Annotated in this window: 20 protein-coding genes; 16 read left to right on the top strand and 4 right to left on the bottom strand. The window is 34.7% G+C overall.

Going from position 1 to position 26,854, the window contains the following annotated elements; translation table 11 throughout:
* Positions 1–20: 20 nt before the first annotated feature.
* The 3 genes from JHL15_RS03900 (at position 21) to JHL15_RS03890 (ending at position 1,516) form a co-directional block, all read left to right on the top strand.
* Complete coding sequence (locus JHL15_RS03900) at positions 21–971, top strand: isopenicillin N synthase family dioxygenase (RefSeq protein ID WP_200243039.1); 951 nt, start codon at positions 21–23, stop codon at positions 969–971.
* Positions 972–1,045: 74 nt separating this feature from the next.
* Positions 1,046–1,201, top strand: coding sequence for a bacteriocin-like protein (locus tag JHL15_RS03895; RefSeq protein WP_200243036.1), 156 nt, complete (start codon positions 1,046–1,048; stop codon positions 1,199–1,201).
* A 156-nt stretch (positions 1,202–1,357) separates the two neighbouring features.
* Positions 1,358–1,516 carry a bacteriocin-like protein gene (locus JHL15_RS03890; RefSeq protein WP_200243034.1) on the top strand — a complete coding sequence of 53 codons (159 nt, stop codon included), beginning with the start codon at positions 1,358–1,360 and terminating at the stop codon, positions 1,514–1,516.
* A 106-nt stretch (positions 1,517–1,622) separates the two neighbouring features.
* Here JHL15_RS03890 and JHL15_RS03885 read toward each other — a convergent pair whose 3' ends face one another.
* Together JHL15_RS03885 and JHL15_RS03880 are read right to left on the bottom strand one after the other, a co-directional pair.
* Positions 1,623–2,672: a PA0069 family radical SAM protein gene (locus tag JHL15_RS03885; RefSeq protein ID WP_200243033.1), complete on the bottom strand. Its 1,050-nt coding sequence runs from the start codon at positions 2,670–2,672 to the stop codon at positions 1,623–1,625.
* Between the two features lie 123 nt (positions 2,673–2,795).
* Positions 2,796–2,990, bottom strand: a complete 195-nt coding sequence (locus JHL15_RS03880) for a hypothetical protein (RefSeq protein ID WP_200243031.1) — start codon at positions 2,988–2,990, stop codon at positions 2,796–2,798.
* Positions 2,991–3,163: 173 nt separating this feature from the next.
* Between JHL15_RS03880 and JHL15_RS03875 the strand changes: the two genes are divergently transcribed.
* On the top strand, positions 3,164–3,514 hold the full coding sequence (locus JHL15_RS03875) for a hypothetical protein (RefSeq protein ID WP_200243030.1): 351 nt from the start codon (positions 3,164–3,166) through the stop codon (positions 3,512–3,514).
* A 21-nt stretch (positions 3,515–3,535) separates the two neighbouring features.
* On the opposite strand, the gene JHL15_RS03870 is transcribed toward JHL15_RS03875, so the two are convergent.
* Both JHL15_RS03870 and JHL15_RS03865 read right to left on the bottom strand, forming a co-directional pair.
* A complete protein-coding gene (locus tag JHL15_RS03870; protein WP_200243029.1) occupies positions 3,536–6,181 on the bottom strand; it encodes a hypothetical protein in 2,646 nt (881 codons plus the stop codon).
* A gap of 36 nt (positions 6,182–6,217) precedes the next feature.
* Complete coding sequence (locus JHL15_RS03865) at positions 6,218–7,015, bottom strand: DUF2797 domain-containing protein (protein ID WP_200243028.1); 798 nt, start codon at positions 7,013–7,015, stop codon at positions 6,218–6,220.
* A gap of 89 nt (positions 7,016–7,104) precedes the next feature.
* Between JHL15_RS03865 and JHL15_RS03860 the strand changes: the two genes are divergently transcribed.
* The 12 genes from JHL15_RS03860 (at position 7,105) to msrA (ending at position 26,775) form a co-directional block, all read left to right on the top strand.
* Positions 7,105–8,127, top strand: coding sequence for a GDP-mannose 4,6-dehydratase (locus JHL15_RS03860; protein WP_200243027.1), 1,023 nt, complete (start codon positions 7,105–7,107; stop codon positions 8,125–8,127).
* 143 nt (positions 8,128–8,270) lie between these two features.
* Positions 8,271–8,492, top strand: a complete 222-nt coding sequence (locus JHL15_RS03855; protein ID WP_027382805.1) for a DUF2795 domain-containing protein — start codon at positions 8,271–8,273, stop codon at positions 8,490–8,492.
* A gap of 116 nt (positions 8,493–8,608) precedes the next feature.
* The gene (gene secA, locus JHL15_RS03850) at positions 8,609–11,680 is read left to right on the top strand and encodes a preprotein translocase subunit SecA (RefSeq protein WP_200243025.1); all 3,072 of its coding nucleotides are present in this window, start codon (positions 8,609–8,611) and stop codon (positions 11,678–11,680) included.
* Positions 11,681–11,834: 154 nt separating this feature from the next.
* Positions 11,835–12,962 carry a PepSY-associated TM helix domain-containing protein gene (locus tag JHL15_RS03845; protein ID WP_200243023.1) on the top strand — a complete coding sequence of 376 codons (1,128 nt, stop codon included), beginning with the start codon at positions 11,835–11,837 and terminating at the stop codon, positions 12,960–12,962.
* A gap of 169 nt (positions 12,963–13,131) precedes the next feature.
* Complete coding sequence (locus tag JHL15_RS03840; RefSeq protein WP_200243022.1) at positions 13,132–15,345, top strand: TonB-dependent siderophore receptor; 2,214 nt, start codon at positions 13,132–13,134, stop codon at positions 15,343–15,345.
* 175 nt (positions 15,346–15,520) lie between these two features.
* On the top strand, positions 15,521–17,731 hold the full coding sequence (locus JHL15_RS03835; protein ID WP_200243019.1) for a TonB-dependent siderophore receptor: 2,211 nt from the start codon (positions 15,521–15,523) through the stop codon (positions 17,729–17,731).
* A gap of 36 nt (positions 17,732–17,767) precedes the next feature.
* Positions 17,768–19,975, top strand: a complete 2,208-nt coding sequence (locus JHL15_RS03830) for a TonB-dependent siderophore receptor (RefSeq protein ID WP_200243016.1) — start codon at positions 17,768–17,770, stop codon at positions 19,973–19,975.
* Positions 19,976–20,016: 41 nt separating this feature from the next.
* Entirely contained in the window at positions 20,017–21,219 is a 1,203-nt protein-coding gene (locus tag JHL15_RS03825; RefSeq protein WP_200243013.1) for a PepSY-associated TM helix domain-containing protein, read from the top strand.
* Positions 21,219–23,336, top strand: a complete 2,118-nt coding sequence (locus JHL15_RS03820; protein WP_200243010.1) for a TonB-dependent receptor — start codon at positions 21,219–21,221, stop codon at positions 23,334–23,336. The genes JHL15_RS03825 and JHL15_RS03820 overlap by 1 nt, the downstream gene beginning before the upstream one ends.
* Positions 23,337–23,387: 51 nt before the next feature.
* Positions 23,388–24,596 carry a PepSY-associated TM helix domain-containing protein gene (locus tag JHL15_RS03815; RefSeq protein ID WP_200243007.1) on the top strand — a complete coding sequence of 403 codons (1,209 nt, stop codon included), beginning with the start codon at positions 23,388–23,390 and terminating at the stop codon, positions 24,594–24,596.
* Positions 24,597–24,682: 86 nt separating this feature from the next.
* Entirely contained in the window at positions 24,683–25,651 is a 969-nt protein-coding gene (locus JHL15_RS03810) for an ROK family protein (protein ID WP_200243004.1), read from the top strand.
* Between the two features lie 569 nt (positions 25,652–26,220).
* Positions 26,221–26,775 carry a peptide-methionine (S)-S-oxide reductase MsrA gene (msrA, locus tag JHL15_RS03805; RefSeq protein ID WP_200243001.1) on the top strand — a complete coding sequence of 185 codons (555 nt, stop codon included), beginning with the start codon at positions 26,221–26,223 and terminating at the stop codon, positions 26,773–26,775.
* The last annotated feature ends 79 nt before the right edge of the window (positions 26,776–26,854 follow it).

Here is a 26,854-nt window from a genome sequence, read left to right as displayed (position 1 = left end):
GCCACGTTAAATTTCTAAAAATGGACAAAATACCTAGTGTAGACCTGCGTGATTTCCTTTCGGACAACCCGGAACGCAAACAGAAATTTGTAAATGAAATCGGAAAAGCTTACGAAGAAATTGGTTTTGTGGCCTTAAAAGGGCACTTTCTTGACGACCAATTAGTAGGTGATCTTTATGGTGAGGTGAAAAACTTTTTTGAACTTCCTACGGAAACGAAACAGAAGTATGAGATTCCCGGAATTGGAGGACAAAGAGGTTATGTAGGATTCGGTAAAGAAACCGCAAAAGGTTTCAAAAAAGGAGACTTAAAAGAATTTTGGCATTTTGGACAGTATGTGTCTGATGATTCAAAATACAAATCAGAGTATCCGGACAATGTAATTGTCGAAGAGCTTCCTAAATTCAACGAAGTAGGTAAAGAAACTTACCAGATGTTGGAAAAAACAGGAAAGTATGTGTTAAGAGCCCTGGCATTGTATCTTGGTTTGGATGAATTTTATTTTGACGATAAAATCGCAGAAGGGAATTCTATTTTAAGACCTATTCATTATCCGCCAATTACTCAGGAACCGGATGATGCTGTAAGAGCTGCCGCTCATGGGGACATCAACTTAATTACACTTCTAATGGGTTCCCAGGGAAAAGGGCTGCAAGTGCAGAACCATAAAGGAGAATGGATTGATGCTATTGCAGAACCAGACGAGTTGATGATCAATGTTGGAGACATGCTTTCCAGACATACCAACAATAAATTGAAATCTACAATTCACAGAGTGGTAAATCCTCCTAGAGAATTGTGGGGAACTTCAAGATATTCAATTCCTTTTTTCATGCATCCAGTAAGTGGAATGTCATTGAACTGCCTTGAAAATTGTGTAAATGAAAACAATCCGAAATTGTATGAAGATACTACTGCAGGGGAGTTTTTACACGAGAGGCTTATTGAATTGGGATTAATTAAAAAATAATTTCAAAAGTTCGTTTTTCATTTCAATTTTTAATTATATATTTACTTTACTATCAAAATTTTAATTAAAACAATATGAAAAACTTAAAAAAACTAAACAATAGTCAGTTAAAGACTATTTCTGGAGCGGGAATCAAGCCAGTAGAAGACTTCTGTATGTATTACTGTAATGGTGTTGTGATTTGTGCGACATGCAGTGATGATTTCAAATGCCCGGATGATACAATGTAGAATAAAAAATTCTACAATACATTATAATAAACCGTTCCATTATGGAGCGGTTTTTATTTTTCATCCATTGTAAATCCGGATAAAAATAATTCAAAATCAATTGATTTAATAGATAAATGATTATCTTTATTTAATATCAAAATTTATTAAATCAATATGAAAAATTTAAAAAAACTAAGCAAGAGCAAATTGAAAACAACTTTTGGAGGAGAATCGCATCCATTTCCGGGTTATTGCTTTTACGTTTGCAGTAATGGACTTACTTATCAGGAATTGTGTCGATACGAATTTATCTGTCCTGAAGATCCTATTTAAAAATAATTAACTTCATAAGAAAAAGAAACTCATTCCTCTTAGGTTTGGGTTTTCTATTATATTGTCAAGATTCAAACAAAGCTCTAGAATTACCCAATCTATAGAACTAATCAAACAACCTCAGCTGTTGCTCTTTTGTTCCAGTGAAATTTTGCGTAGATAGCTTTGGAAAACCTCTCTTTTCATCAAAAAACTTTTTCCTTCCTATTTTAAAAGTATTGTGAATCATCTCTGCGATATTGCCCTCCCCTCTTTGTCTGTCAAAATATCTTTTTTCTCCTAATTTTCCGCCACGCATGGAACGAATCAGATTCAGCACTTTTTGAGCCCTGTCCGGAAAGTGAGTTTCAATCCATTTTACAAATACAGGTTCAACCGCATCATTCAATCTAACGAGAGTATATCCGAAACTTAATGCTCCTGCATCTGATATTGCTTTTAAAATCCCTAATGATTCATCACTGGTTAAACCAGGAATTACTGGAGCAACCATAATATGAACCGGAATTTTATTCTCTGATAAAATTTCAACTGCTTTTAATTTGTTTTTAGAAGAACTTGTTCTTGGCTCCATCTTTCTGCGTAAATCCTCATTCATGGTTGGAATACTTAAAGAAACAGAAACGAGATTTTGTTCGGCCATTGGTTTCAATATATCCAAATCTCTTAACACCAACGCATTCTTTGTCAATACATTGACAGGATGTCTGTAATCAAGACAAATTTGCAGTAATTGCCGGGTGATCTCAAATTGCCTCTCTGCCGGCTGATAACAATCGGTATTTCCGGAAAGCAAAATGGGCTCAGGTTTATATCCCTTTTTTTGAAAAAACTTCTCCAATAACTGAGGAGCATTCTTTTTCACCATAATCTTCCGTTCAAAATCAATTCCAGCACTATATCCCCAATATTCATGAGTAGGCCTGGCAAAGCAATAGGAACATCCATGCTCACATCCCTGATAAGGATTCATAGAATATTCCATGGGGAGATCTTCACTTTTTACCTGATTAACAATTGTTTTAGGAAAGACTTCTGTGAAGGAAGTTTTCATGGTTTCGAAATCTTCATCTTCAGGTTCAAAGGTATACTTGTCGAAACGATTAATTACGTTTCGCTGAGCTCCCTGACCTTTTATGATATTTTCGTTCTCCATCCTGATGTAAAATTAGAAAGGCTTGATTGAAAAATAATTAGTTTTAACACTAAAGTTTTCCACAAAAAAATCCAACACCTTTGATAGTGTTGGACTTAAAACATAATTAGATATATTGTTTTACTACTTCATTGCATAAAATTCGACACCATGATATTCATCTTCATGCTCCTTTCCATCAAAGTGTCTGTGATAATCTGAATAATAATCACTGTATTTTTTATCTTTTTTATTTAAAATCTTTTTTATTCCTAAGAAACTTAATACTGCCAAAAGTCCAACTCCTCCTGCCAATAAAACTCCAATTTCCTTTTTCATATTCTGTTCGATTTATTAATCTCTTTATTGCAAAAAATGTACCTTTTCTATTTTATTTAATTATAATTTTTGTTAACATTAAAAAATAAATTTCTGCTGTTAATATTTTATTCAGATAAGAATTCCATAATGATAATGGTTTAATTATTGTAGTACCAAAGAAAAGTATAACTATGGATAATTCAGAGAATATCGACAGAATGAGCACTTTAAGCCAAGTAATGAACACCCTGTCTGAAAGAGGAATAAAAAGAGAGTTCAGAATGAATGAAGCCTGTGAAATGAAGTTCGAAAATTCAGACAAAAACTATCAGCCATCAGATTTAACCATTATAAAAACCTATCGTTTTGAGGGAGAGAGCGACCCTGATGACAACGCTGTTCTTTACGTTCTTAAAGATTCTGCAGGAAATATAGGAATGATGATAGATTCTTATGGGGCAGACAGTAATTATCCTGGTGAAAAATTTGATGAATTCCTAAGAGATATTCCTGTTAAGGAAAGTGATGAATTCAATTTTTAATACATATATATAAACCCGAAATTATTCTTTTTCGGGTTTTTCTTTTTTCTTAAAGATCCCTTTTAGAAATCCTTTTTTCTGCTTTTCTTCTTCAACCTTTTGAATACTTACTTTATCCTCCTGTGTTGTTCCTTTAATTTCTTTAATAGATTCTTTTACATCTTTAACAGCAGAAACTGTTTTCTTAACCGCTTTTTTGGCTTTATCAGTATTAACTCCTATTAAAGTTTTCTTTAGGCCCTCCTGAATACCTTTCCAGAATAAATTGAAAAATGATTTTGTCGGATCTCTTTCTACATTTTCTACTGTTACAGAGTCTGGAAACTGACCTGAATCTGATTTTAAAAATAAGTTAGCAACAGCTGTTAATAAACCTTTCTTTTCTTCATTATTCTTATTTAAAATTGCAATTTTAAGGTCTTTATGTTTAAGATTAAAAGTCCCTCCCAATCCCTTCGGATTTCCTTTAAAATTGAAAAGCATCTCCTGAATGGTACCTGTTGCAGTAATATGAAGATAGGGTCTTATGAAAGGATTGATCCCCTGTGCCGGAAGATTAACAGCTTTACCGGAAATCGTAAAATTATCATGCTGATCTGCAACATTAAAATTCCAATTAACAGATAATGGTGCAAGGTTCATAAATGAGCAATCAATTTTTATTTGTACCTGGGTTGGTTTTCCTTTAAACTTTGCTGAGTTGAGATTTTTAACATTCATATTAAAATTGCTGAATGTCAATTTTCCCGGTCCGGAACTTTCGGGGGTATCTTCTTCGTATACCAGAATTGAATTCTTTAAATCAAGATTATTGATATACATCGGAATTTTTATAGATCGAAGAAGCCTGGAATACAAAGGCTTTTCTTTCGGATCATCATTGGGAATTTTACTTCTGAAAATATTAGCATCCGCTGATTGAATGACCACATCAGAAGCGTTAATGAACTTATTGTTAGAAAATAGGTCCCAACTTCCATTAATTGTAACCTGGCCAGCTTTCAGGTCGTACAAGTCTCGCTCTACCGGAATCATTTTAATAAATTGAGCTCTCGAAACGAGCGGCTTCATTGCAAAATTATTAACCTGAGCTGTATTCTTACCCACTTTCAATAACCCTACGGTCATGTTATAGAACTTTGTTTTGTAGGCGAAATTTCTCGTTGTCAGCTGATAATCTTTTACAATAGCTCCAAGCCCTGACTGATCTGCTTTTGGCTTAAGTTCTATATTATTTATGGTAGCATTGAGATCATTAAGAGTTAACGGTTGCTCTCCTTTATCATAAATAATATTTGAATTTTTTACAGTCACCTTCCTTATGACCAATGGGAACTGAATTCCTGTAAAATCACTTTTCTTTTTTTGTACAGCTTCACGGGCTTTAATCTTTCCATGTATCCCATCCACAAGAACATCTTTGACATCAAGATTAAGCTTTTTGTCAATAAATTCCCATTTATTAATATTAAAAGCAATATGATTAGCCTTAAGATCCATTGATGTGTTTGAGCCTGTTGGTAATGCTACAATATTTCTTATTTCCCCACTTTTAGGATTCAGCGCCAGGCTTCCAACAGTAATATTTTGCTTGTCTGTATAATGAATATTCTTCCCAGAAAAATTAAAATCTTTGTAGTTGACCGGGATTATATTTTCAGATGATTCTTTATTAAATGCAAACTTATTAATATTCAGATTTAAACTTTGTCCGTATAAAAGGTTATTTCCATCCGGCTTGATCACCTGAATCGTTCCATTACTTAATTTAATATCTTCAAGGTTCAATTCAAAGCTCATTGGTTTATCAGCCTTCTTTACGACAGCTCCTGTCGTATAAACAGTCAGTAATGGGTTTTGAAAATTCGCGTTGGCTAGAGAGATGTTATTCTTCTTTACAACAACATCTTTAAATTCCATTTTCTGGATATCAAACTTGAAGAGTTTGTTTTTTCCAGGGTAGAACTTTTTAAACTGATCAAAACTTAACAAGGGGATGAGTTTAAAATCTTCAATGAGCATCTTCCCGTTTGCCGTATTTATTTTTCTGATTGTCAAAGCATAAACAGCATCAGGGCGAAAGAAAAAATCTTTGCCTTTAATATCATATTTATCAAATACAATGGGTAATTTATCTTCTACTGACTCTTCTGTCATTTGAAGATTCTCAACAAATAAGTTGAACTGCTTTACCCCTAAAAATTTTTGTTTATTATATTTAAAAATATTAATGTTACCACTATTGATCCTGATGTTTTCAAACAGGACAGGATTCACTTTTTTTCCGGCCTTTTTATCAATAGGTTTTGCTAATGTAATATTCAGATTAGGATTTGCCAGCAACAAATCTTTAGAACTTATAGTCTTATTAAATACAGCATCATAAATCCCCAATCGACTGATCTTCAAAGTATCTATTGTTCCTTGAAGACCTATAACATTAGTGTTTTGTGGATTTTTGCTATTTACTGTAATTCCAGTTGCTAAAATATTTCCACTTCCCAGGTCTACATCCAACACTTTATAAGAAACTTTATAATCCGTATTGTTTTTAATATATTTCGGAAGCTGGGTCTTGAGCCAGATATTTAATCCAAAGTTAGCCAGCAAAAAAATAATTGCTAAAACTCCGAGACCGATTAATGACTTTTTAACCCATTTTTTCATATTTGTGATTTGGACTAATTATATTTAAATATAATATTAATTTTTTACATTTAGCTCGATCACATATCCCTCATGTCCCCTTACATTGATAAAGTTTCCTCCTTCAAATCCCAGATACTGCCCTTTAATCCCTGTTAATTTCCCAGTAAATTCCGGTTTTTTATCTAATGTGAAAGAACTCACTTTTTCAGGTGTATCAAAAGGATAATCAAATCTCCAAAGCTCTTCTCCTTCACTGTAGAATTTCTGGAAATCTTCCGGAAAGTATTGTTTTATTTTTTGCTGAAAATCTGCAAGGTCCATTTCACCTTCAAAATCATCCTGCAACATTTTTTTCCAATTGGTTTTATCTGGTAAGTGATCTTTTAGCGCAACTTCAATCATTCCAGCCTCGTAACGATTTTCTGTTCTCGCAATAGGTAAAGCAAAGGTTGCTCCCTGATCGATCCATCTTGTTGGAATCTGTGTATTTCTGGTTACCCCTACTTTCACATCTCCTGTATAAGCAAGATATACAGTGTGAGGCTGAAGCTGGATTGATTTCTCTATCTCTAAATCCCGTTCTGCAACTCCCAGGTGAGCCGTAGAAAGTTCCGGACGAATAATGGTATCACTTGCGTAAGGACTTTCAAAAAAACAGTTTTTGCAGAATCCCATCCTGTAGATTGGTTTATTTTCTCCGCAGTTTACACATTGAAATCCGGTATGTTTGATAGTAAGCTCCTTTCCAAACAATTCATTCATATGAATCAAATCTCCTGAAAGATTAAGATAGTACTGAATGGGTTGGGCATCATAGCTTGTCATTTTTAAAATTTGTCCTTGAAACTGCATATTATCTTTATATTACTTTTTTAAGTAAATTTAATGATTATATTTTCAAGAAGTAAATTTTATATTTTTGTGCTAATAAAAAAACGCGAATGACATATCTTATAACTGGAGGGAGTGGATTTATAGGTTCTCATTTAATAGAATACCTATTGAAAAATGGACAATCTGTCATAAACGTAGACAACTTTGATGACTTCTATAATTATCAGATAAAAATTAAAAATACATTAGAATCCTTAAGCAAAGATTCAAGTTTTGATTTTTCTGATAAAGAAGATGACATTAATAAGTTAATTTCAGACACAAAATCAGAAAATTACACCCTGTATTACGAAGATATCAGGCACAAAAATAAACTTGAAGAGATATTTAAGAGCCATAAAATAGATATGGTAATTCACCTTGCTGCCCTGGCAGGAGTACGTCCTTCCATCGAAAGACCATTGGAATATGAGGAAGTAAATGTTAGAGGAACAATGAATCTTTGGGAACTTTGTAATGCATTCAACATTAAAAAATTCATTTGTGCTTCTTCTTCAAGTGTTTATGGAAACAACACAAAAATCCCCTTCGCAGAAACAGACAGTGTAGACCATCCTATTTCCCCGTATGCAGCAACGAAAAAATGCGGAGAGATCCTTGGCCATGTCTACCACCACTTATATGGCATTGATATGATTCAACTCAGGTTTTTTACCGTTTACGGCCCCAGACAGAGACCTGACTTAGCCATACATAAGTTTACTAAATTAATTTCTGAAGATAAAGAAATCCCTTACTATGGGGATGGAAATACAGCAAGAGACTATACTTACATTGATGACATCGTGGATGGAATCATGAAGTCAATAGTTTACTTAGAAAATAATTCTGTGGTATACGAGATTATCAATCTGGGAGAAAGTGAAGTGATTTGTTTATCGGACATGCTTTCTGCCATCGAGGTGGCACTAGGGAAAACAGCTCAAAAGAAAATGCTGCCTATGCAGCCCGGAGACGTAGAAAAGACCAATGCAGACATTACAAAAGCACGGACTTTAATTGGCTACAAACCAGCCACAGACTTCCAAAATGGCATAAAAAAATTTATGGAATGGTTTTTGAGAAAATGACAACAAATGATTTGCTGGCAGTCGTTTTTTACAAGAATTACTGCACGCTATGAACAAAAGTTAACAAAAAGAATTGAAAATCAAGTATAAAAAAGTTTATTATATAAGCTATTTTTATACTTTTGCAAAAAAAATAGAAAATTATGTACTGGACATTAGAATTAGCTTCGTATTTAAGTGACGCACCTTGGCCAATGACAAAAGCTGAGCTTATTGATTATGCAATCAGAACTGGTGCACCTATGGAGGTCGTAGAAAATCTTCAGGCGATTGAGGATGAAGGAGAGATCTATGATGCTATAGATGAGATCTGGAGCGACTATCCAACGGATGAGGATTATCTTTGGAACGAAGACGAATACTAAAATCACAAAAGCTTTAAGCTCTACGTTTAAAGCTTTTTTAGATATACCATAAACACCGGTAAGGTGTAATAATTAAATGCTCAAGGCTTAAGTTTTGAGCCTAAATCAAAATTTTTATGAGTTTTTTAAATAAAGTTCTTAAGGGGTTTTTGGGAGACAAGAAAGCGCAGGACCTAAAAGAAGTAAAAAAAGTTGTAACAAAAATCAAATCTGTTGAATCTGGTATTCAGCAACTATCTGATGATGGTTTAAGAGAAAAAACTGCTGAGTTTAAAGAAAAAATCAAATCAGCAACCAGCAGCATTACCACACAGATAGAACAGATTAAAGAGCAGATAAAAAACTCAACAAACGTTGATGAAAAGGAAGCTCTTTTCACCAAAATTGAGTCTCTTAAAAAAGAATCATACGAAATTGAAGAAAAAGTTCTTGCTCAGGTTCTTCCTGAAGCCTTTGCATTAATAAAGGAAACCGCAAGAAGATGGGCAGAGAATGGAGAGATCCGAGTAACTGCTACACCAATGGATAGAGAATTAGCAGCGGCTAAAGATTTTGTAGAAATACAAGGAGATACAGCAGTTTGGAAAAACTCCTGGGATGCAGCCGGAACTCCTGTCGTTTGGGACATGGTTCATTATGATGTTCAGTTTATTGGAGGGGTTATTCTTCACAGTGGTAAGATTGCCGAAATGGCAACCGGTGAAGGTAAAACTTTAGTAGGAACATTACCTATTTACTTAAATGCACTTCCTGAAAGAGGAGTACACGTGGTTACAGTAAATGACTACCTTGCAAAAAGGGACTCCGCATGGATGGGACCATTGTATCAATTCCATGGGATGACTATTGATTGTATCGATAACCATCAGCCTAACTCGGACGGAAGAAGAAAAGCATATAACTCAGACATTACCTATGGAACTAATAACGAGTTTGGTTTCGATTATCTGAGAGACAACATGGTAACTTCACCTTCAGAGCTTGTACAAAGAGAATTGAATTTCGCAATCGTGGATGAGGTTGACTCTGTATTAGTAGATGATGCAAGAACACCATTGATCATTTCAGGTCCGGTTCCTCAGGGAGACAGACAGGAATTTGATGTTCTAAAACCTTCTATTGACAGAATTGTAGAAGTTCAAAAAAAAACAGTTTCAGTTATTTTTAACGAAGCTAAAAAATTAATTGCTGCCGGAAATACAAAAGAAGGAGGATTCAAATTACTTCAGGCTTACAGAGGTCTTCCAAAAAACAGACAATTAATCAAATTTTTATCAGAAAGCGGAAACAGAGCATTGCTTCAAAAAGTTGAAGGTCAGTATATGCAGGATAACAACCGCGATATGCCAATTGTAGATAAAGATCTATACTTTGTAATTGAGGAAAAAAACAATCAGGTTGACTTAACGGATAAGGGTGTAGAATACATGTCTCAAGGAAACTCTGATGCCAACTTCTTCGTTCTTCCCGATATCGGAACTGAAATTGCAGAATTAGAAGCTAAAAATTTATCTAAAGAAGAAGAATTTGAAGCTAAAGAAAGATTATTCTCTGATTTCGCTGAAAAATCTGAGCGAGTTCACACGATGAGCCAGCTATTGAAAGCATATACATTATTTGAAAAAGATGATGAATATGTAGTAATTGATGGTGAAGTGAAAATCGTTGATGAGCAGACAGGACGTATTATGGAGGGACGTCGTTATTCAGACGGTCTTCACCAAGCTATTGAAGCTAAAGAGAACGTAAAAATTGAAGCTGCAACTCAAACTTTTGCAACAGTAACGCTTCAGAACTACTTCCGTATGTACAACAAACTTGCGGGGATGACGGGTACTGCTGAAACGGAAGCGGGTGAGCTTTGGGAAATCTACAAATTAGATGTTGTGGTAATTCCCACAAACCGTCCTATTTTAAGACATGACAGACAAGATTTAGTTTTCAAAACTAACAGAGAAAAATATAATGCCGTAATCGAGGAAATTGAAAAATTAACTGCAGCTAAAAGACCTGTTCTTGTAGGTACAACTTCAGTTGAAATTTCTCAATTACTTTCAAAGGCACTTCAATTAAGAAAAATCCAACACCAGGTATTGAATGCTAAACTTCACAAGAAGGAAGCTGAAATTGTTGCCGGAGCAGGACAGCCAGGAGTGGTAACTATTGCAACCAACATGGCAGGCCGTGGTACGGATATTAAACTTTCTAAAGATGTAAAAGAAGCAGGAGGTTTAGCAATTATCGGTACAGAAAGACATGATTCAAGACGTGTTGACAGACAGTTAAGAGGTAGAGCAGGACGTCAGGGAGATCCAGGTAGTTCACAGTTCTATGTATCTCTTGAAGATAATCTTATGCGTCTATTCGGTTCTGAAAGAATCGCTAAAATGATGGACAGAATGGGTCATAAAGAAGGAGAAGTTATTCAACACTCTATGATCAGTAAGTCTATTGAGAGAGCACAGAAAAAAGTAGAGGAAAATAACTTCGGAATCAGAAAGAGACTTCTTGAGTATGATGACGTAATGAATAAGCAGCGTGATGTAATCTATAAAAGAAGAAAGAACGCTCTATTCGGAGATCACCTGAAGTATGATATCACGAATATGATCTTCGATGTTTCTAATTCTATTGCTGCAAGAGGTAAAGCGAACGGAAACTTTAAAGATTTCGAATTTGAAGTAATTAAACATTTCACAATGGGATCTCCTGTTTCTGAGAGTGACTTTGGTAATAAATCTGTTCAGGATCTTACCAATATCCTTTTCAAAGCAGCTCAGGAGGATTATCAAATGAAATTGAATCTACTGAAAGAGAAATCATTCCCAATCATTGAGAATGTGTATCAAAACCAGGGATCGATGTTCAAAATGATTCAGGTTCCTTTTTCTGATGGACATAAAACTCTTACCATCGTTACTGATCTTAAAGAAGCTTATGAAAGTCAGTGTGACACATTGATCAACGATTTCGAAAAGAATATTACTTTATCAATCATCGATGAGAACTGGAAACTTCACTTACGTGAAATGGATGATCTGAGAAGATCTTCACAGGGAGCTGTTTACGAACAAAAAGATCCGCTTGTTATTTATAAGCAAGAGTCTTTCCACCTGTTCAGTGAAATGGTAGATAAAATGAACAAAGAAATTATTTCATTCTTATACAAAGGAGAGATTCCAGCATAAGAAAGAATTAACATCATATAAAAGCCGCATCAAGAGTACTTGATGCGGCTTTTTGGTTATTCGGTACATATTATAATGTGATAAAGATCAATTGAATATTTTATTTAGAACAATTAAAAACAATATATTTGCAAAAAATCTACTCTTTGTTTTCATGGAACTAAAAACAGCCAAACGTTGGTTTAATTGGCATAAATGGACCAGCCTGATTTGTACCATTTTTTTACTGTATCTCTGCTTAACAGGGCTACCATTAATTTTTCATGAAGAAATTGAACACCTTCTAGAAGATCAAAAAGAGGTAATTGCAAGAGATCAGCAAAAATTAGACCTTGACCATCTTGCAAAAATAGCTGAATCTAAATATCCCGGTGAAAAGGTTAGATATGCTTTTTGGGACGAAAACGACAAGAACAAAGTGCTTTTCGACGTCGTAGATAAACCTGATGCTCCCTACGAAAAAAGTAAGTACCTGGTTTTAAATGAATACACTGGCGAAGTACTGGGAGCTCCAAAAACTGATGGTTTAATGGGTATAATTCTTAAGCTCCACACGGATATGTTTTTAGGAATTCCCGGAAAGCTGTTTCTTGGATTAATGGGAATCCTATTTATGATATCAATTATCTCAGGTATTGTTTTGTACGGTCCAATTATGAAAAAATTTGATTTTGGGATGGTACGTAAAAATAAATCCAAAAGATTAAAATGGCTTGATACTCACAACTTACTGGGTATTGCCATTACGGCATGGATGGTTGTTGTCGGTTTTACAGGAATTATCAATACATTATCAGATGTTATTCTAGGATTATGGCAGCAAGGGCAATTAGCTGAAATGACCGCTCCCTATAAAAATCAAAAACCTCTTACAGGAAACTTCAGCTCATTGGAAGAAGCAAAGAAATCAGCTGAAAATACCATAAAAGATATGAAAGTTTCGGTAATAGCCTTCCCTGGAACACCTTTTACCAGTAAGCACCATTATGCTGTTTTTATGCGTGGAAACACAGAACTTACGGCTAAACTTCTAAAACCTGTATTAATCGATGCTAAAAATGGAAAAGTCACTGACACCCGAGATATGCCTTGGTATGTGAATACTCTTTTCCTATCAGAGCCTTTACACTTTGGAAATTATGGAGGTATGGTATTAAAAATTATTTGGACTGTTTTTGATGTATTTACCATCCTTGTACTGATTACTGGCTTGTACTTATGGATTGCAAGAAGAAAAGCAGAAAGACAATGGAAACCTTTATCCAAAAAAGCCTTATCATGAAAAATACATTTCTAAAACTGTGGGGAATGCCTCTATTCCTTTTTATATTAACAATATTTGGACTTGTTTCAGCTCTTCTTGGCGATGGCATATGGAATTTTTTAGGATGGATTTCTTTGTTAATCCCTTTATTTCTGATTATTAAACACTATTATAAATAATTTTATCAATGAAAAAGATAATACTAACTGCATCTATACTTTCAAGCATAGTTGTTCTAGCTCAGCAAAAAGATACCGTAAATACTAAAACCAAAAGTATTGATGAAGTAATTATTAACACTTATATCAAAAAAGATAGCGAATATTCCAATAAAATGCCATTAAAAGCTATAGAGGACCCACAGGTATATTCTTCAATTGATAAAGGAATATTGGAAAACCAGCTATTATTTACTGTTGACGATGCCTTTAGAAATGTAGCAGGAGCACAAAAAATGTGGAGTGCTACTAACAGAGCTGGAGATGGAGGGGTCTATCTGAACCTAAGAGGTTTTGTAGCAGGAAACTCAATTAGAAACGGGATGGTTGCTCCAATTACCACTTCAATGGATGCTATCAATGTAGAGAGAATAGAAGTACTGAAAGGCCCTTCTGCTACACTTTTTGGTAGTAATGTTACGTCATATGGAGGGGTCGTAAACAGAGTCACTAAAAAACCATTTGAAGAATTTGCAGGAGCTGTTTCTCTGGCTGGAGGAAGCTATAATTATTATAGAGTACAGGCTGATGTAAATGCACCACTCACAAATGATAAAAAATTATTATTCAGATTAAACACTGCTTACACAAATCAGGGAACTTTTCAGAGAACAAACGCCAAGAATTCTTTTTATGCATTTACTCCTTCCCTTACATATCGCCCAACTGATAATTTAGAGATTAATGCTGAATTGGAAATGTTTGAAACAAATGCTTATCCTGAAACAGCATTCTTCTTTTACGTTCCAAGCGAAAAACTAGGTGCAGACAATATGAACCAACTTGAAAAATTTGGTTATAATTATAAGCAAACTTATGCAGGTGATGGACTTAAAACTATTGGTAAAGCAAGAAACTTCTTCGGACAGGTTAACTATAAAATCAATGAACATATTAAATCATCTACAAATGTAAGCACAGCCTATTCTTTTTCTAATGGCTTTAATCCCTATTTCTATTTTGCCCCCAAAGCATTTGTAACTCAAAATCCAAATGACACAGAATTAGGAGTGGTTAGGGCAGACCAATCGACTAAAGATAGTAAAAGGACCTATTTTCAAGTTCAGCAAAATTTCAATTTTGACTTTAACATAGGAAGTGTAAGAAACAGAACTGTGGCAGGTTTTGATTACATGAGATCGAATGACAATCAATATTTTATGTTCACTAACTTCGATTGGGTTCCTTTTAATGGTGCTGACTACTCTAACATGAATGGACAAACATTGGGAGCAATGTATTCTAATTTACAAAGCATGCCGAATTTTGAAAAAAATAACACATATGTGAGTACGGGTAAAAAAGATATCTACAGTGGATATATTTCCAATGTTATTACACCAATAGCTGGCCTAAATATCCTGACTTCTCTAAGATATGAATCTGTGAATTATAAAGGTGGTCAAGTTGGACCAAACAAGACAGCAGCTTATAGTCAGGCTGCATGGTCACCGAAATTTGGGATTGTTTATCAAATTGTTCAGGATAAGGTGTCGGTATTTGGAAATTATCAAAACAGTTTCACTGTAAACGGATATTATACTTCAGATAAAACAGGAAATGTTAATCTGGCTACTCCTGAAAGAGCTAATCAATTTGAAGGAGGATTTAAGACGAACCTCATAAAAGGAAAAGTTACCACTACTTTAAGCTATTACAACATTAAAGTAAAAAACACGCTTCTGAATACTGGCGAGATGACCGGAACAGGACAGGCGGTACAAAACCAGGCCGGGTCATTAACAAGTCAGGGTGTAGAACTTGAAGCTAATGCTTATTTGGTTAAAGGGTTCTCGGTAATCGCCGGGGTAAGCTATAACGACATGAAATACACTGACGCCGATAATACGGTCATTGGAAGAAGACCTGCTACAGCATCCTCTCCCTGGTTAGTAAACTTTAATGCCAGTTACCAATTCCTGGATGGTAATTTAAAAGGTCTGGGCTTTGGTGTAGGAGGAAATTATGCTAGCGACAATAAAATCGTAAATTCTACGAGTATGGGAACCTTTATCCTTCCAAAATATTTAGTCTTAAATGCTAACGCATTCTATGACACGAAAAAGTTCAGAATAGGAGTAAAAGTGGATAATTTCACAAATGAACATTACTGGAATGGCTTTACAACATCGAATGCACAACCCTTAGCTAATGTTATAGGAAGCGTAACCTACAAATTTTAATTTCTTTCATAAAAGGAACCATCTAGTAAATAATAATCAGCATTGCAATAAAAGCCATTTCAGTAATACTGAAGTGGCTTTTATTATTTTCTAAATAGCTTTTACATGATAAATATCAAGGTGCTAATTTATTTAGAATAATTAAAAACAATATATTTGCAAAAAATTTGCGCTCATGAATAAAGTACTGATTGGTGTTTCAATGTTAGGTTCTATGTTGACTTTTGCACAAGAGAAAGATTCTACTAAAGTAAAAAAGATTGATGAAGTTATTATGAATACTTACATCAAGAAAGATAGTGATTACTCTAATAAAATGTCTTTAAAGGCCATCGAAAACCCTCAGGTATATTCAAGTATTGACAAAGCAATTTTAGAAAATCAGGTTATTTATACTGTTGATGCAGCATTTCGAAATATCCCAGGATTACAAACCATGTGGACGGCAAATGGAAGAGCTGGTGATGGAGGTGCTTATGTAAATCTTAGAGGATTTGTTGCTTCAAACTCTTTAAGAAATGGTGTGCTGGGATCAATTACCGGAACTATAGATGCTGTTAACCTTGAAAAAGTAGAAGTACTTAAAGGTCCATCAGGAACACTATTCGGAAGTCTATTGACAAGCTATGGTGGTGTTATCAACAGGGTAACTAAAAAGCCATTTGATACATTTGGTGGGAACGTGAGCTTATCTGGAGGTAATTATGACACTTACAGAGCTTCAGTGGACATCAACACTCCCCTTACAAAAGATAAAAAATTATTATTCAGATTAAATTCTGCCTATACCAACGAAGGAACTTTCCAAACTGAAGGTTACAGAAGAAATTTTGCTGTAGCACCAAGTCTTACTTATAACCCAACAGATCGATTGAATATTAATTTCGAGATGGAATTGTTCAATATGAAAAGTATGAGTGACCAGACCTTCTTCTTTTATTCCGGAGATTACTTAAAAAAAGTGAACAATGTCAAAGATCTTAATCTGGATTACAAAAACTCTTATCTAGGAAAAGACCTTAACAACACAGGAAGAAGCATCAACTTTTTCGGACAGGTGAATTATAAAATATCCAACACAATCAAATCATCAACGAATATCAGTACATCTTCCAGTTACTCCGATGGATTTATGCCTTATTTATATTTTATGGGGGATGATCCTACAAAAATGTACAGAAGTGATCAATCTACGAGAGACAGTAGAAAGAAAGCGATTAATTTCCAACAAAACTTTAATGGTGATTTCCGTATTGGAAATTTAAGAAACCGTGTGGTTTTAGGGTTTGATTATTTAAGAATCAACAATGATCAGAATTTTTATGATGTAAATGGGTTCGATAAAGTGAATGGAGTCTCTGTACCTGTTCCACTACATCAGCCTGGATTTGATTATACTAATTTCAATGGTACTGCACTACAAGCACAATATGATGCAATGGCAGGAAATGAAACTCCTTACTTGATAAAAAGCATACAAAATAATTATGCTGTATATCTTTCCAATGTATTAAATGTTACAGATAACTTAAGTGTTTTAATGGCTTTAAGAGTTGACCATTTTTCCAATAAACCAGGAGTTGTGGATTCTCAAACTTTACAAACTGGAGAAAAACTAAATCAAACCTTTTTCTCTCCAAAGCTTGGAATTGTATACGAAGTAATAAAAGATAAGGTTTCATTCTTTGGAAATTACCAAAATAGCTTTAAAAATCTTGATTATTATACCAATAATGAAGGTTTAACAGCTATTCCGGTTCCTGAACAAGCTAATCAAATGGAAGGTGGTATTAAAACCAGTTTATTCAATGGAAAAATTTCGTCCACATTAAGTTATTATAACATAAAAGTAAAAGATGTTTTAAGAAGCACACCACGAGATGGTAATTCACGTGCACAAACACAAGATGGTACTATTGTAAGCAAAGGGGTAGAACTTGAAATCAATGCTTATTTAGTAAAAGGCTTTACAGCGATTGCAGGTTTCACTTATAATGATTCAACTTTCACACAAGCAGATGCTTCTGTTCTCAATAGAAGACCAAATACTTCTGGGTCTCCTTATTTAGCAAATTTATATGCCAGCTACCAATTTTTAGATGGGAAACTTAAAGGTTTAGGTTTCGGGATTGGTGGAAATTATGCGAGTGAAAATAAGGTAGTAAATATGCTGGACATTAACCCTGAAACAGGGGTAGGAACAAACAACGTATTCACTCTACCTTCTTACATCGTATTAAATGCTAATGCATTTTATGACACTAAGAAATTCAGAATAGGTGTGAAAGTAGACAACTTTACGAATCAACATTACTGGATCGGCTATACTACTGCTAACCCACAAAGATTACTTAATGCTTTAGGAAGCGTGACTTATAAATTCTAATTAAATAATTCAACACACATAAGGATAATATAAACAATGAAAAAGGTAATAATAGGAGTTGCTTTACTATCATCAATGATGGCATTCGCTCAGGAAAAAAAAGATACGATCAAATCAAATGATATTGAAGAAGTTGTAGTGAGCGGAAAATACTACAAAAAATATGTAGAAAAAGAAGGTTCTTCTTCGATGCGTTTAGATGAAGCGCTTATTAAAATTCCTCAAAACATTTCTATTATTACGAATAGAGCTTTAGAAGATCAACAAGTAACGACTTTAAGTGATGGAGTTCTAAGAAACGTTGCCGGAGCACAAAGATTGGAGCACTGGGGTGATATGTATACAAGAGTTAACATGAGAGGTTCAAGAGCAGCCGCTTTCATGAACGGAGTAAATGTTACTTCTAACTGGGGACCTCTTAGTGAGGATATGAGCTTTGTCGATCACATCGAGTTCATCAAAGGACCATCAGGGTTCCTGATGTCAAACGGTGAACCAAGTGGTATTTACAACATCGTAACCAAAAAGCCAACCGGACAGTCATTAAACGGATCTGCAAGAGTAACTCTTGGAAGCTTTAATATGTACAGAGGAGAAACCGATATTGATACTAAGATTACTGATAAAGTTGCTTTCAGATTAAACTTAATGGCTCAGAATAAAAACAGTTTCAGAGACTATGAGTTTAATGACAGATACATTATCAACCCTTCATTAAAAGTTAATCTTTCTGATAAAACGACTTTAACTGCAGAGTATATCTATCAAAAAGCAAAAATGTCTGAAGTAGGTTCTGCTTATGTCTTCTCTTTTGAAGGTTATAGAGCGAAGCCTGTTGGATACACCGTTACCGATCCAAGCATTGACCCGACTAAAGTAGATAATAATACTGTTAATATCAACTTACAGCATAAGTTCAATAATAACTGGAAATTAACTTCTCAGCTAACTTATGTAAATGAGTATACTATGGGTAGTGACATTTGGCCAAGTAATTTCGAAAATGGCTACATGATCCGTCGTGTAAACTATTGGGAAGCTGATAACACGATGAAATTTGGACAGGTTTTCTTAAATGGTTATGTAAAAACAGGATCTGTTTCTCACAAAATTCTAGCTGGTCTTGATTTAGGAAGTAAAAAATATATGGCAGACTGGTCTCAGGGATATAACTTAGATAAGTTTAATGCTAATGGAGATGCCTCTGCTACCAATACAGTTGCTGACCATAACTATTGGTACAATACCAATACTAGTAATTATGATATCAATGGAATAAATGGGTATTCCGGACCTAATAATACGGAGAATTACAAAGCCTTTAATAAAAGTACTCCTCTTTCAACAAGAGCAGGTGCTGGAAGTACCATAGATCAAAATTATACAGGTTTGTATTTACAGGATGAATTAGGGTTCTTCAATGATGCTCTAAGACTTACTCTTGCTGCACGTTACACTAATGTAAAAGAGATAAACTATGGAACCAAATCTGAAGCTAACAGAATTACTCCTCGTATTGGATTAAGTTATTCAGTAAATGAAAGCTTAGCAGCTTATGCTTTGTATGATCAGACTTTCGTACCACAGGCTGGTCTATTTAGAGACGGAACAACCGCTACTCCATTAACTGGTAGTAATATAGAAGTTGGTGTTAAAAAAGACTGGTTCGCGGGAAAATGGAATACTACTTTATCATTATATAACATCAACAAAAATAATGAGATTACAGGAGATCCTGACCAAACAAATAATCCAAACGGAAGATATTCAATTCTTCTTGGAAAGACAAGAGTGCAAGGGGTAGAGTTTGATCTTAAAGGTGAAATTGTAAAAGGGTTCAATGCGATCTTTAATTATGCCTTTACAGAAAATAAATTCACTGAAACTACAGCAAAAGCAAAAAAAGGAGATAAAGTTCCAGGATATGCAAAACACACAGCAAATGGTTGGTTAAATTATACATTTACTAATGGCATATTAGAAGGTTTTGGATTAAGTTTTGGGGGTACATACCTAGCAGGCAGAAGCAGCTGGGATTGGGGAGCTACCAACTCTTTACAAATGGGAGATTATGTAAAGTTTGACGCGGGTGCTTCTTGGGAAAACACCAAGTTTAGAGTAGGAATAAATGTATTCAATGTATTTAACAGATACTTGTACTCAGGTTCTCCTTACGGAAATTACTACTATTACCAAGCAGATGCTCCAAGAAACTTCAGACTATCAATAGGATACAAATTCTAAATAAAACAAAAGTTAGCCGACTGCTCGGCTAACTTTTTACTATGCATAAAAAACATCATCATAAAAAGAAACCATCTGCTACAAAGAAATGGTCTTCCAAATTACATTTGTGGTTTGGTTTATCTGTAGGTCTTATTGTATTTATTGTTTCTTTATCTGGGACTTTGTATGTTTTTAAAGATGAGATTCAAAATGTACTTCGAAAAGATGCAATTGAAATCAAAAAAGAAACTATAAAAGATCAGCCATTATCTGTTGAGCTTCTTCGTGAAAAAATAACATTGGAACTTAATGAAAAGTATCCCATCAACTCAGTTGAAATTCCATTAGACAAAAGCAAGTCTTATAGCTTCTTATATTATAAAAAAAGTAAGGAGGAATGGAATTATTTTCAAGGAATTCTTATTAATAAACAGGTATATGTTAATCAATACACCGGTGAAATTTTAGGAGTCTATAACGAAAAATATGACATCTTTCCGATTCTAAAATCACTTCACTGGAGTCTCCTTCTGAAATCTGAATGGGGTCCTTATGTTGTTGGAATACCTGTCGTTCTTTTTATTATCATGTTGATTACCGGAATTATTCTTTGGTGGCCTCAAAATAAAAAAGCCAGAAAAGGACGTTTTTGGTTCAACTGGAAAAATGTAAAAACCTGGAAAAGGAAAAACTATGACCTTCACAATGTTTTAGGTTTCTACGCCTCATTTATTGCCTTGCTAATGAGCATTACGGGTATTTACTTTACCTATCCTTATGTAAAAAATGCTTTCAACTTTGCACTATCCGGTTCCATTAATCTTCCAAAGGAAAAAGAACTGGCTTCTCCGGACTCTTTACTACAAAAAAATAAGGCTGTTTTCGATCTGGCTATCTACGAAACAAGAAAATTATATTCGACTTCTTCAAGCTTCAGAATGCCATTGAATGGAAAAAATAAAAAAGGAAAAGATCTGAAAAATATTCCTGTCACCATTTACCAAAAAGACGGTAGGTTCAGTGACAGAAATGTTCTCATATTCGATAAACACTCAGGAAAACTATTAGCAAACAGACCTCATCAGAAGTTAAATACTGCTGAAAAATATTCCAATGCCAATTATGATATCCATACAGGATCTTATTTTGGTCTGGCAGGTAAAATCATCTGGTTTATAGCAGGCCTTATTTGCACTTCATTACCCGTAACCGGCTTTTTGGTTTGGTGGGGAAAAAGAAAGAAACAAGGGAAAAAAATATAATGAAAAAGGTACTTTTATCGGTAGCATGTCTGGGAACAGTTGCTGCTTTCGCTCAAGTCAAAGACACATTACAAACCAAGAATGTTGAAGAGGTAGTACTGACTGCCTCCAGAAAAAAAGAAAGTATCAAAGAGGTACCAAGCTCTATTACGATTGTTGGAGAAAAACAGGTTCAATCTCAATTAACTGTTAATTCAGATATCACAAGTATCCTCCAATACACCGTTCCAAGTTTGGGAACAAGTTCAGGACAAACTTCCAATTCTGGACAAACATTAAGAGGACGTCAGGTTTTAGTGCTTATCGACGGAATTCCACAATCAACTCCATTGAGAAACGGAGCCAGAGATATAAGATCAATCGATCCATCGGTTATTGAAAGAATTGAAGTGATCAAAGGAGCTTCATCTATTTATGGAAATGGTGCAGATGGAGGTATCATCAACTACATCACCAAAAGAAGTAAATCTGATCAAAAAATATCAGGGGTCTCTCAAATTGGTATTACAGGCCAACCATACGGCGGGACGTTAGGCTTCAGAGCAAGTCAGCTTTTATCTGGAAAGATCACAAACAAGTTCGACTACGTAGCCTCTCTAGCTTATGAAAGAACAGGTTACATGAAAGACGGTGATGGAGTAAGTCTAAGTCCTACATATAGCACGGCAAAAATGGACAATTATAATGGAATGCTTAAATTGGGTTATGATCTTAATCAAAATCAAAGAATTGAGGCTTCATATATTGGCTATGCATCAAAATCTGATCTGGATTTAGGTTTAAAAACCGGGAAGTACGGAATTACTCCCACCATTGGTGAGGGAAGAGGAAAGAATCTGGAAACGACTCCACAGGGAACTCCAAGAAACCACAACTATAAATTAAGCTACGATAACAAAAATCTTTTCAACGGAACATCATTAAATGTAAACCTTTATTATCAGGATTTCAGGACAGTATACGGATATAGTGACACTTTCCTGAATGGAGGTCAATCTAATGTTATTTCAAAGAAAAAAGGAGCCAGAGTAAATCTGGATACCCAATTATGGAATGCTCAAAATTCACAGGCAGAAATTATTTATGGAATGGATGTACTAAATGACCAAACTGTTCAGAAGCTGGAAGATGGTCGTTATTGGACTCCAGATATGGACATGACCAATATTGCTCCTTTTGCTTTAATTAAAATTGATTTACTTAAAAAGCTAACCATCAAAGGAGGAGTTCGATACGAAAATATAAAAGTAAAAGCCGGAGACTTCAATACATTATCATCCATCAAAAGTGATGGAACGTTCACACAAAGTATTTTCGTAACCGGAGGAACATTAAAATACAATGCCTTCGTAGGAAATATCGGAGTACGTTATAATATTGAGAATTATCTGAATTTATTCGGAAGCTTCTCACAAGCCTACTCTATTAATGAACTGGGAAGGATTTTAAGGACTTCAACACAAGGAACCATACAAAACCTTGAAACAAAGCCTATCATCGTCAACAATTATGAATTCGGGGCAACAGGACAGATTTCAAAATGGATCAATTATGAGATTACATCATATGTAAGTACCTCAAAACTTGGGGCATCATTTGTTCAAAGTCCAGATCGTGCCTTAACTATTCAACGGTCTCCTGAGATTGTATATGGTGTAGAAGGATTTTTACATTTTACGCCTGCAAAATGGATCAATTTCGGAGGAAGTTACAGTTGGATGGAAGGAATTACTTCTATAAAAAATGACGGAGATTATTCAGTGAAAATTAATAACAGCCGTATTTCAGCCCCAAAAGTTTTAGCTTATGTTCAGGTAAGACCAACTAGAACTTTATCATTAGGTGTGGATATGCTGCATTCTTTTGCTCAGGATAGATTTGAACCTAATGCAAAGACCGGACAGTATGCTTATGGAGAAGGAAAAGTCGCTGAATATACTGTTTTCAACTTCAGATCAAGCTACGAAGTCAGCAACAACTGGAAAGTTTCTTTAGGAATTGAAAACCTGTTTAATAAATTATACCAGCCTTCCATTGCGTGGTGGTCTGCACGAGACAGTGAGTTCATCAATTCTTTAGGGATGAGAGGAACTTTCATGATTGAATATAAATTTTAATTAAACTAAATAAAAGTTAAGCGTTATCTTTGCCAGACGTTCTGTTACGATATGAAGAAAAAACATCATAAGAAAAAGCCGGGATTCTTTAAAAAATGGTCAGCCAAACTGCATTTGTGGTTCGGGCTGGGGATTGGATTTTTAATTTTCATTATCTCCATCACAGGAGCACTATATGTTTTTAAAGATGAAATTGAAAACATTACCCGAAAAGATGTTATCTACCACAATGAGCAAAATATTGATCAAAAACAGATATTACCAATCAGAGTTCTGGAAAGATCTGTCACAGAAGAGGTAAAGGAGAAATATCCTGTGCATTGGGTGAATATTCCTATCGATAAAAAGATGTCATATATCTTCTACTGGTATGAGCATAACAATAATGCATGGAATTATTTTGATGAATTTCCTGTCTACAAAGCAGCCTATGTAAACCCTTATACCGGAAAAGTTCTAAGAACGTATGATGAGAAAAATGGATTCTTCCAGATTGTAAAGATGATCCACTGGAGCTATCTTCTAAAACAAGACTGGGGAACTTATGTAGTAGGTATTCCTGTTATTATTTTCGTCATCATGCTGATCACAGGAATTATCTTATGGTGGCCTAAAAATAAGGCTGCAAGAAAACAGCGCTTTTCTTTTAAATGGAAAAATATCAAAAGCTGGAAAAGAAAGAACTACGATCTTCATAATATACTTGGTTTCTATGCTTCTATTTTTGCTTTAATATTTTCTATTACAGGATTATTTTATGCATTCTTTGTAGTACAGGCCGCTATTTATGTTATATTCTCAGGTGGAAATACCGTTTATCCGGACTTCTCGAGCATCAAAACAAAAGCTCCTATAGAACAAAGAGCAGAAGGCACTTTAGATAAGATCAGCAATACTGTTAAAGCAAAATATCCTGATTCTTTTGGTTTTGCCATCGATCTTGGGCATGAACATATGGATGATCACGAACATCCGAATTTTGAAGTCTATGTAAAGCACCTTTCTTATTCTTATCACAAAAGCAGCAGCTTAATCTTTGATGAAAATTCTGGTGAACTTCTTCATACTCACGATCCTAAAGACAAAAATTTTGGAGAAAAAACGGTTGGAGCCAATTATGATATCCATGTAGGATCTATTTTAGGACTTCCAACAAAGATCATTGCCTTTATTGTGAGTCTCATATGTGCCTCATTACCAGTAACTGGATTCCTGGTTTGGTGGGGAAGAAGAAAAAAGAAAACACCCAAAACAGCTTAAAAACTTTTTTTAATAAATTCTTCGTTAATAATTCATTAATACAATCTTTTTTATAATTTTAACCCTTTAGAATTATAAGAATAGAAATGTCATTAATAGATTTATCAAAACATGTTGCCCTAGGAATTGATATTGGAGGAACCAATACAAAGTTTGGAGTGGTTAATCATAGAGGTGAGGTCCTTGAAAAAGGAAACCTGAGAACGGACGAATATGAGAAGGTAGAAGATTTTATCGATGCTTTATATGGGAAAGTTCATCCTTTAATTGAAAAATATGGCAATGAAATCAACTTCGATGGAATTGGAGTAGGTGCGCCTAATGGAAACTATTATACTGGAACTATAGAACAAGCCCCTAATTTACCATGGAAAGGAGTTGTTCCCTTTGCGGAGCTAATGACAGCCAAATTCAATATGCCATGCACGATCACCAATGATGCCAATGCTGCAGCTTATGGAGAAATGCTTTTCGGTGCGGCACGTGGTATGAAAGATTTCATTATGATTACTCTGGGAACAGGTGTAGGAAGTGGTATCGTAGCCAGTGGAAAATTAATTTACGGACACGATGGGTTTGCTGGAGAGCTTGGACATACTATTGTAAAACCTGGTGGAAGAAAACACTGGAGTACAGGTTCAGAAGGAAGTTTAGAAGCATACGCATCTGCAACAGGAATTGCGATCACCGCTAAAAAAATGAGAGCAGAATTTCCAGAGTCTATGTTAAATCAATATCCTGAAGAGGCAATTAATTCTAAAACAGTGCACGAATGTGCTTTAAAAGGAGATCCTATAGCTATTGAAGTATTCAGATATACCGGACAGAAATTAGGAGAAGCTTTAGCTAATTTTGTAATGTTTTCTTCTCCGGAAGCAATACTTCTATTTGGAGGTGTTATCAAGGCGGGAGACTTTATCTTAAAGCCTGCTAAACTTCATATGGAAAGAAACCTTCTTTCTATTTTCAGGAATAAAGTAAAACTGGTTTTCAGTGAACTTGATGAGGCGGATGCTGCTATTCTTGGGGCAAGTGCTTTAGTTTGGGAGAAATAATTGAGATTTTATTTATAATATGATATAAGCATCCTTATGGGATGCTTTTTCTATCCCACAGATTTCACGGATTTACACAGATTTTTATTCTTTTTTTATTTGTGTTCATTTGTGAAAAACATTTGTGCGATTCGTGTTTAAATAAGCTCTCGCGGATTTCGGAGATTACGCAGATGTTTGTGTTTTTATTTGTGCTTATTCGTGAAAAACATTTGTGATATTTGTGTTTAAATATGCTCAATACTCTGTTGAGATTCCACACTACGCTTCTCTCCGTTCTGAATGACAAACTTTGTGTGTTTATATTTTTATTTGTGCTCATTTGTGAAAAACATTTGTGCTATTTGTGTTTAAATAAGCTCAACACTCTGTTGAGATTCCACACTACGCTTCGCTTCGTTTTGAATGACAAACTATGTGTGTTGGTGTTTTTATTCGTGTTTATTTGTAGAAAGCATTTGTGTTATTTGTGGTTAAACTGAAAAAGTTTTTCTTATTTTTGATTAGATTTTTCTACTATCCTATCATGGATAAATAAAGAAAAATGTAACTTAAACAATCAACCTAAAATGGATAACAATAATTTAGAGCAGATCACTTTCGGTGGCGGATGCTTCTGGTGTGTGGAGAGTTGTTTCAATATGCTGAAGGGTGTTAAATCTGCAATTTCTGGATATTCCGGCGGTCACAAAGATAATCCGACTTATGAAGAAGTATGCACGGGAGAAACAGGTCATGCAGAGGTGGTACAAATCACTTATGATCCAAGCATAATATCTTATGAACAATTAATGGATGTTTTCTTCTTCCTTCATGATCCAACTCAACTCAACAGACAAGGAAATGACATCGGTACACAATATCGTTCTGTTATTTACTATAAAGATGATGCTGAAAAACAAAAGGCAGAGGAAGCTATCAAAACATCACAAGCATCAGGAAGATGGGCAGGAGAATATGTTACAGAATTAACGAAGTTCGACAAGTTCTGGCCAGCTGAGCAATACCACCAGGGATATTATAATGAAAACCCTACACAACCTTATTGCAGTGCAGTCGTAGGTCCTAAAATTCAAAAATTTAAAAAATATTTCGGGGAACTGGGAATGTTGAATGAGGAATAATTTTAAGATTGGTTAAAATCTATTCTTATTGGTAGAAACCTCATCACCAGGTTTGAGTTTCTATGGAGTAATAGCCTTT

The sequence above is a fragment of the Chryseobacterium paridis genome (assembly GCF_016595215.1).
GTDB classification, from domain to species: Bacteria; Bacteroidota; Bacteroidia; order Flavobacteriales; family Weeksellaceae; genus Chryseobacterium; species Chryseobacterium paridis.
This window is presented reverse-complemented; position numbering and strand designations above follow the sequence as displayed.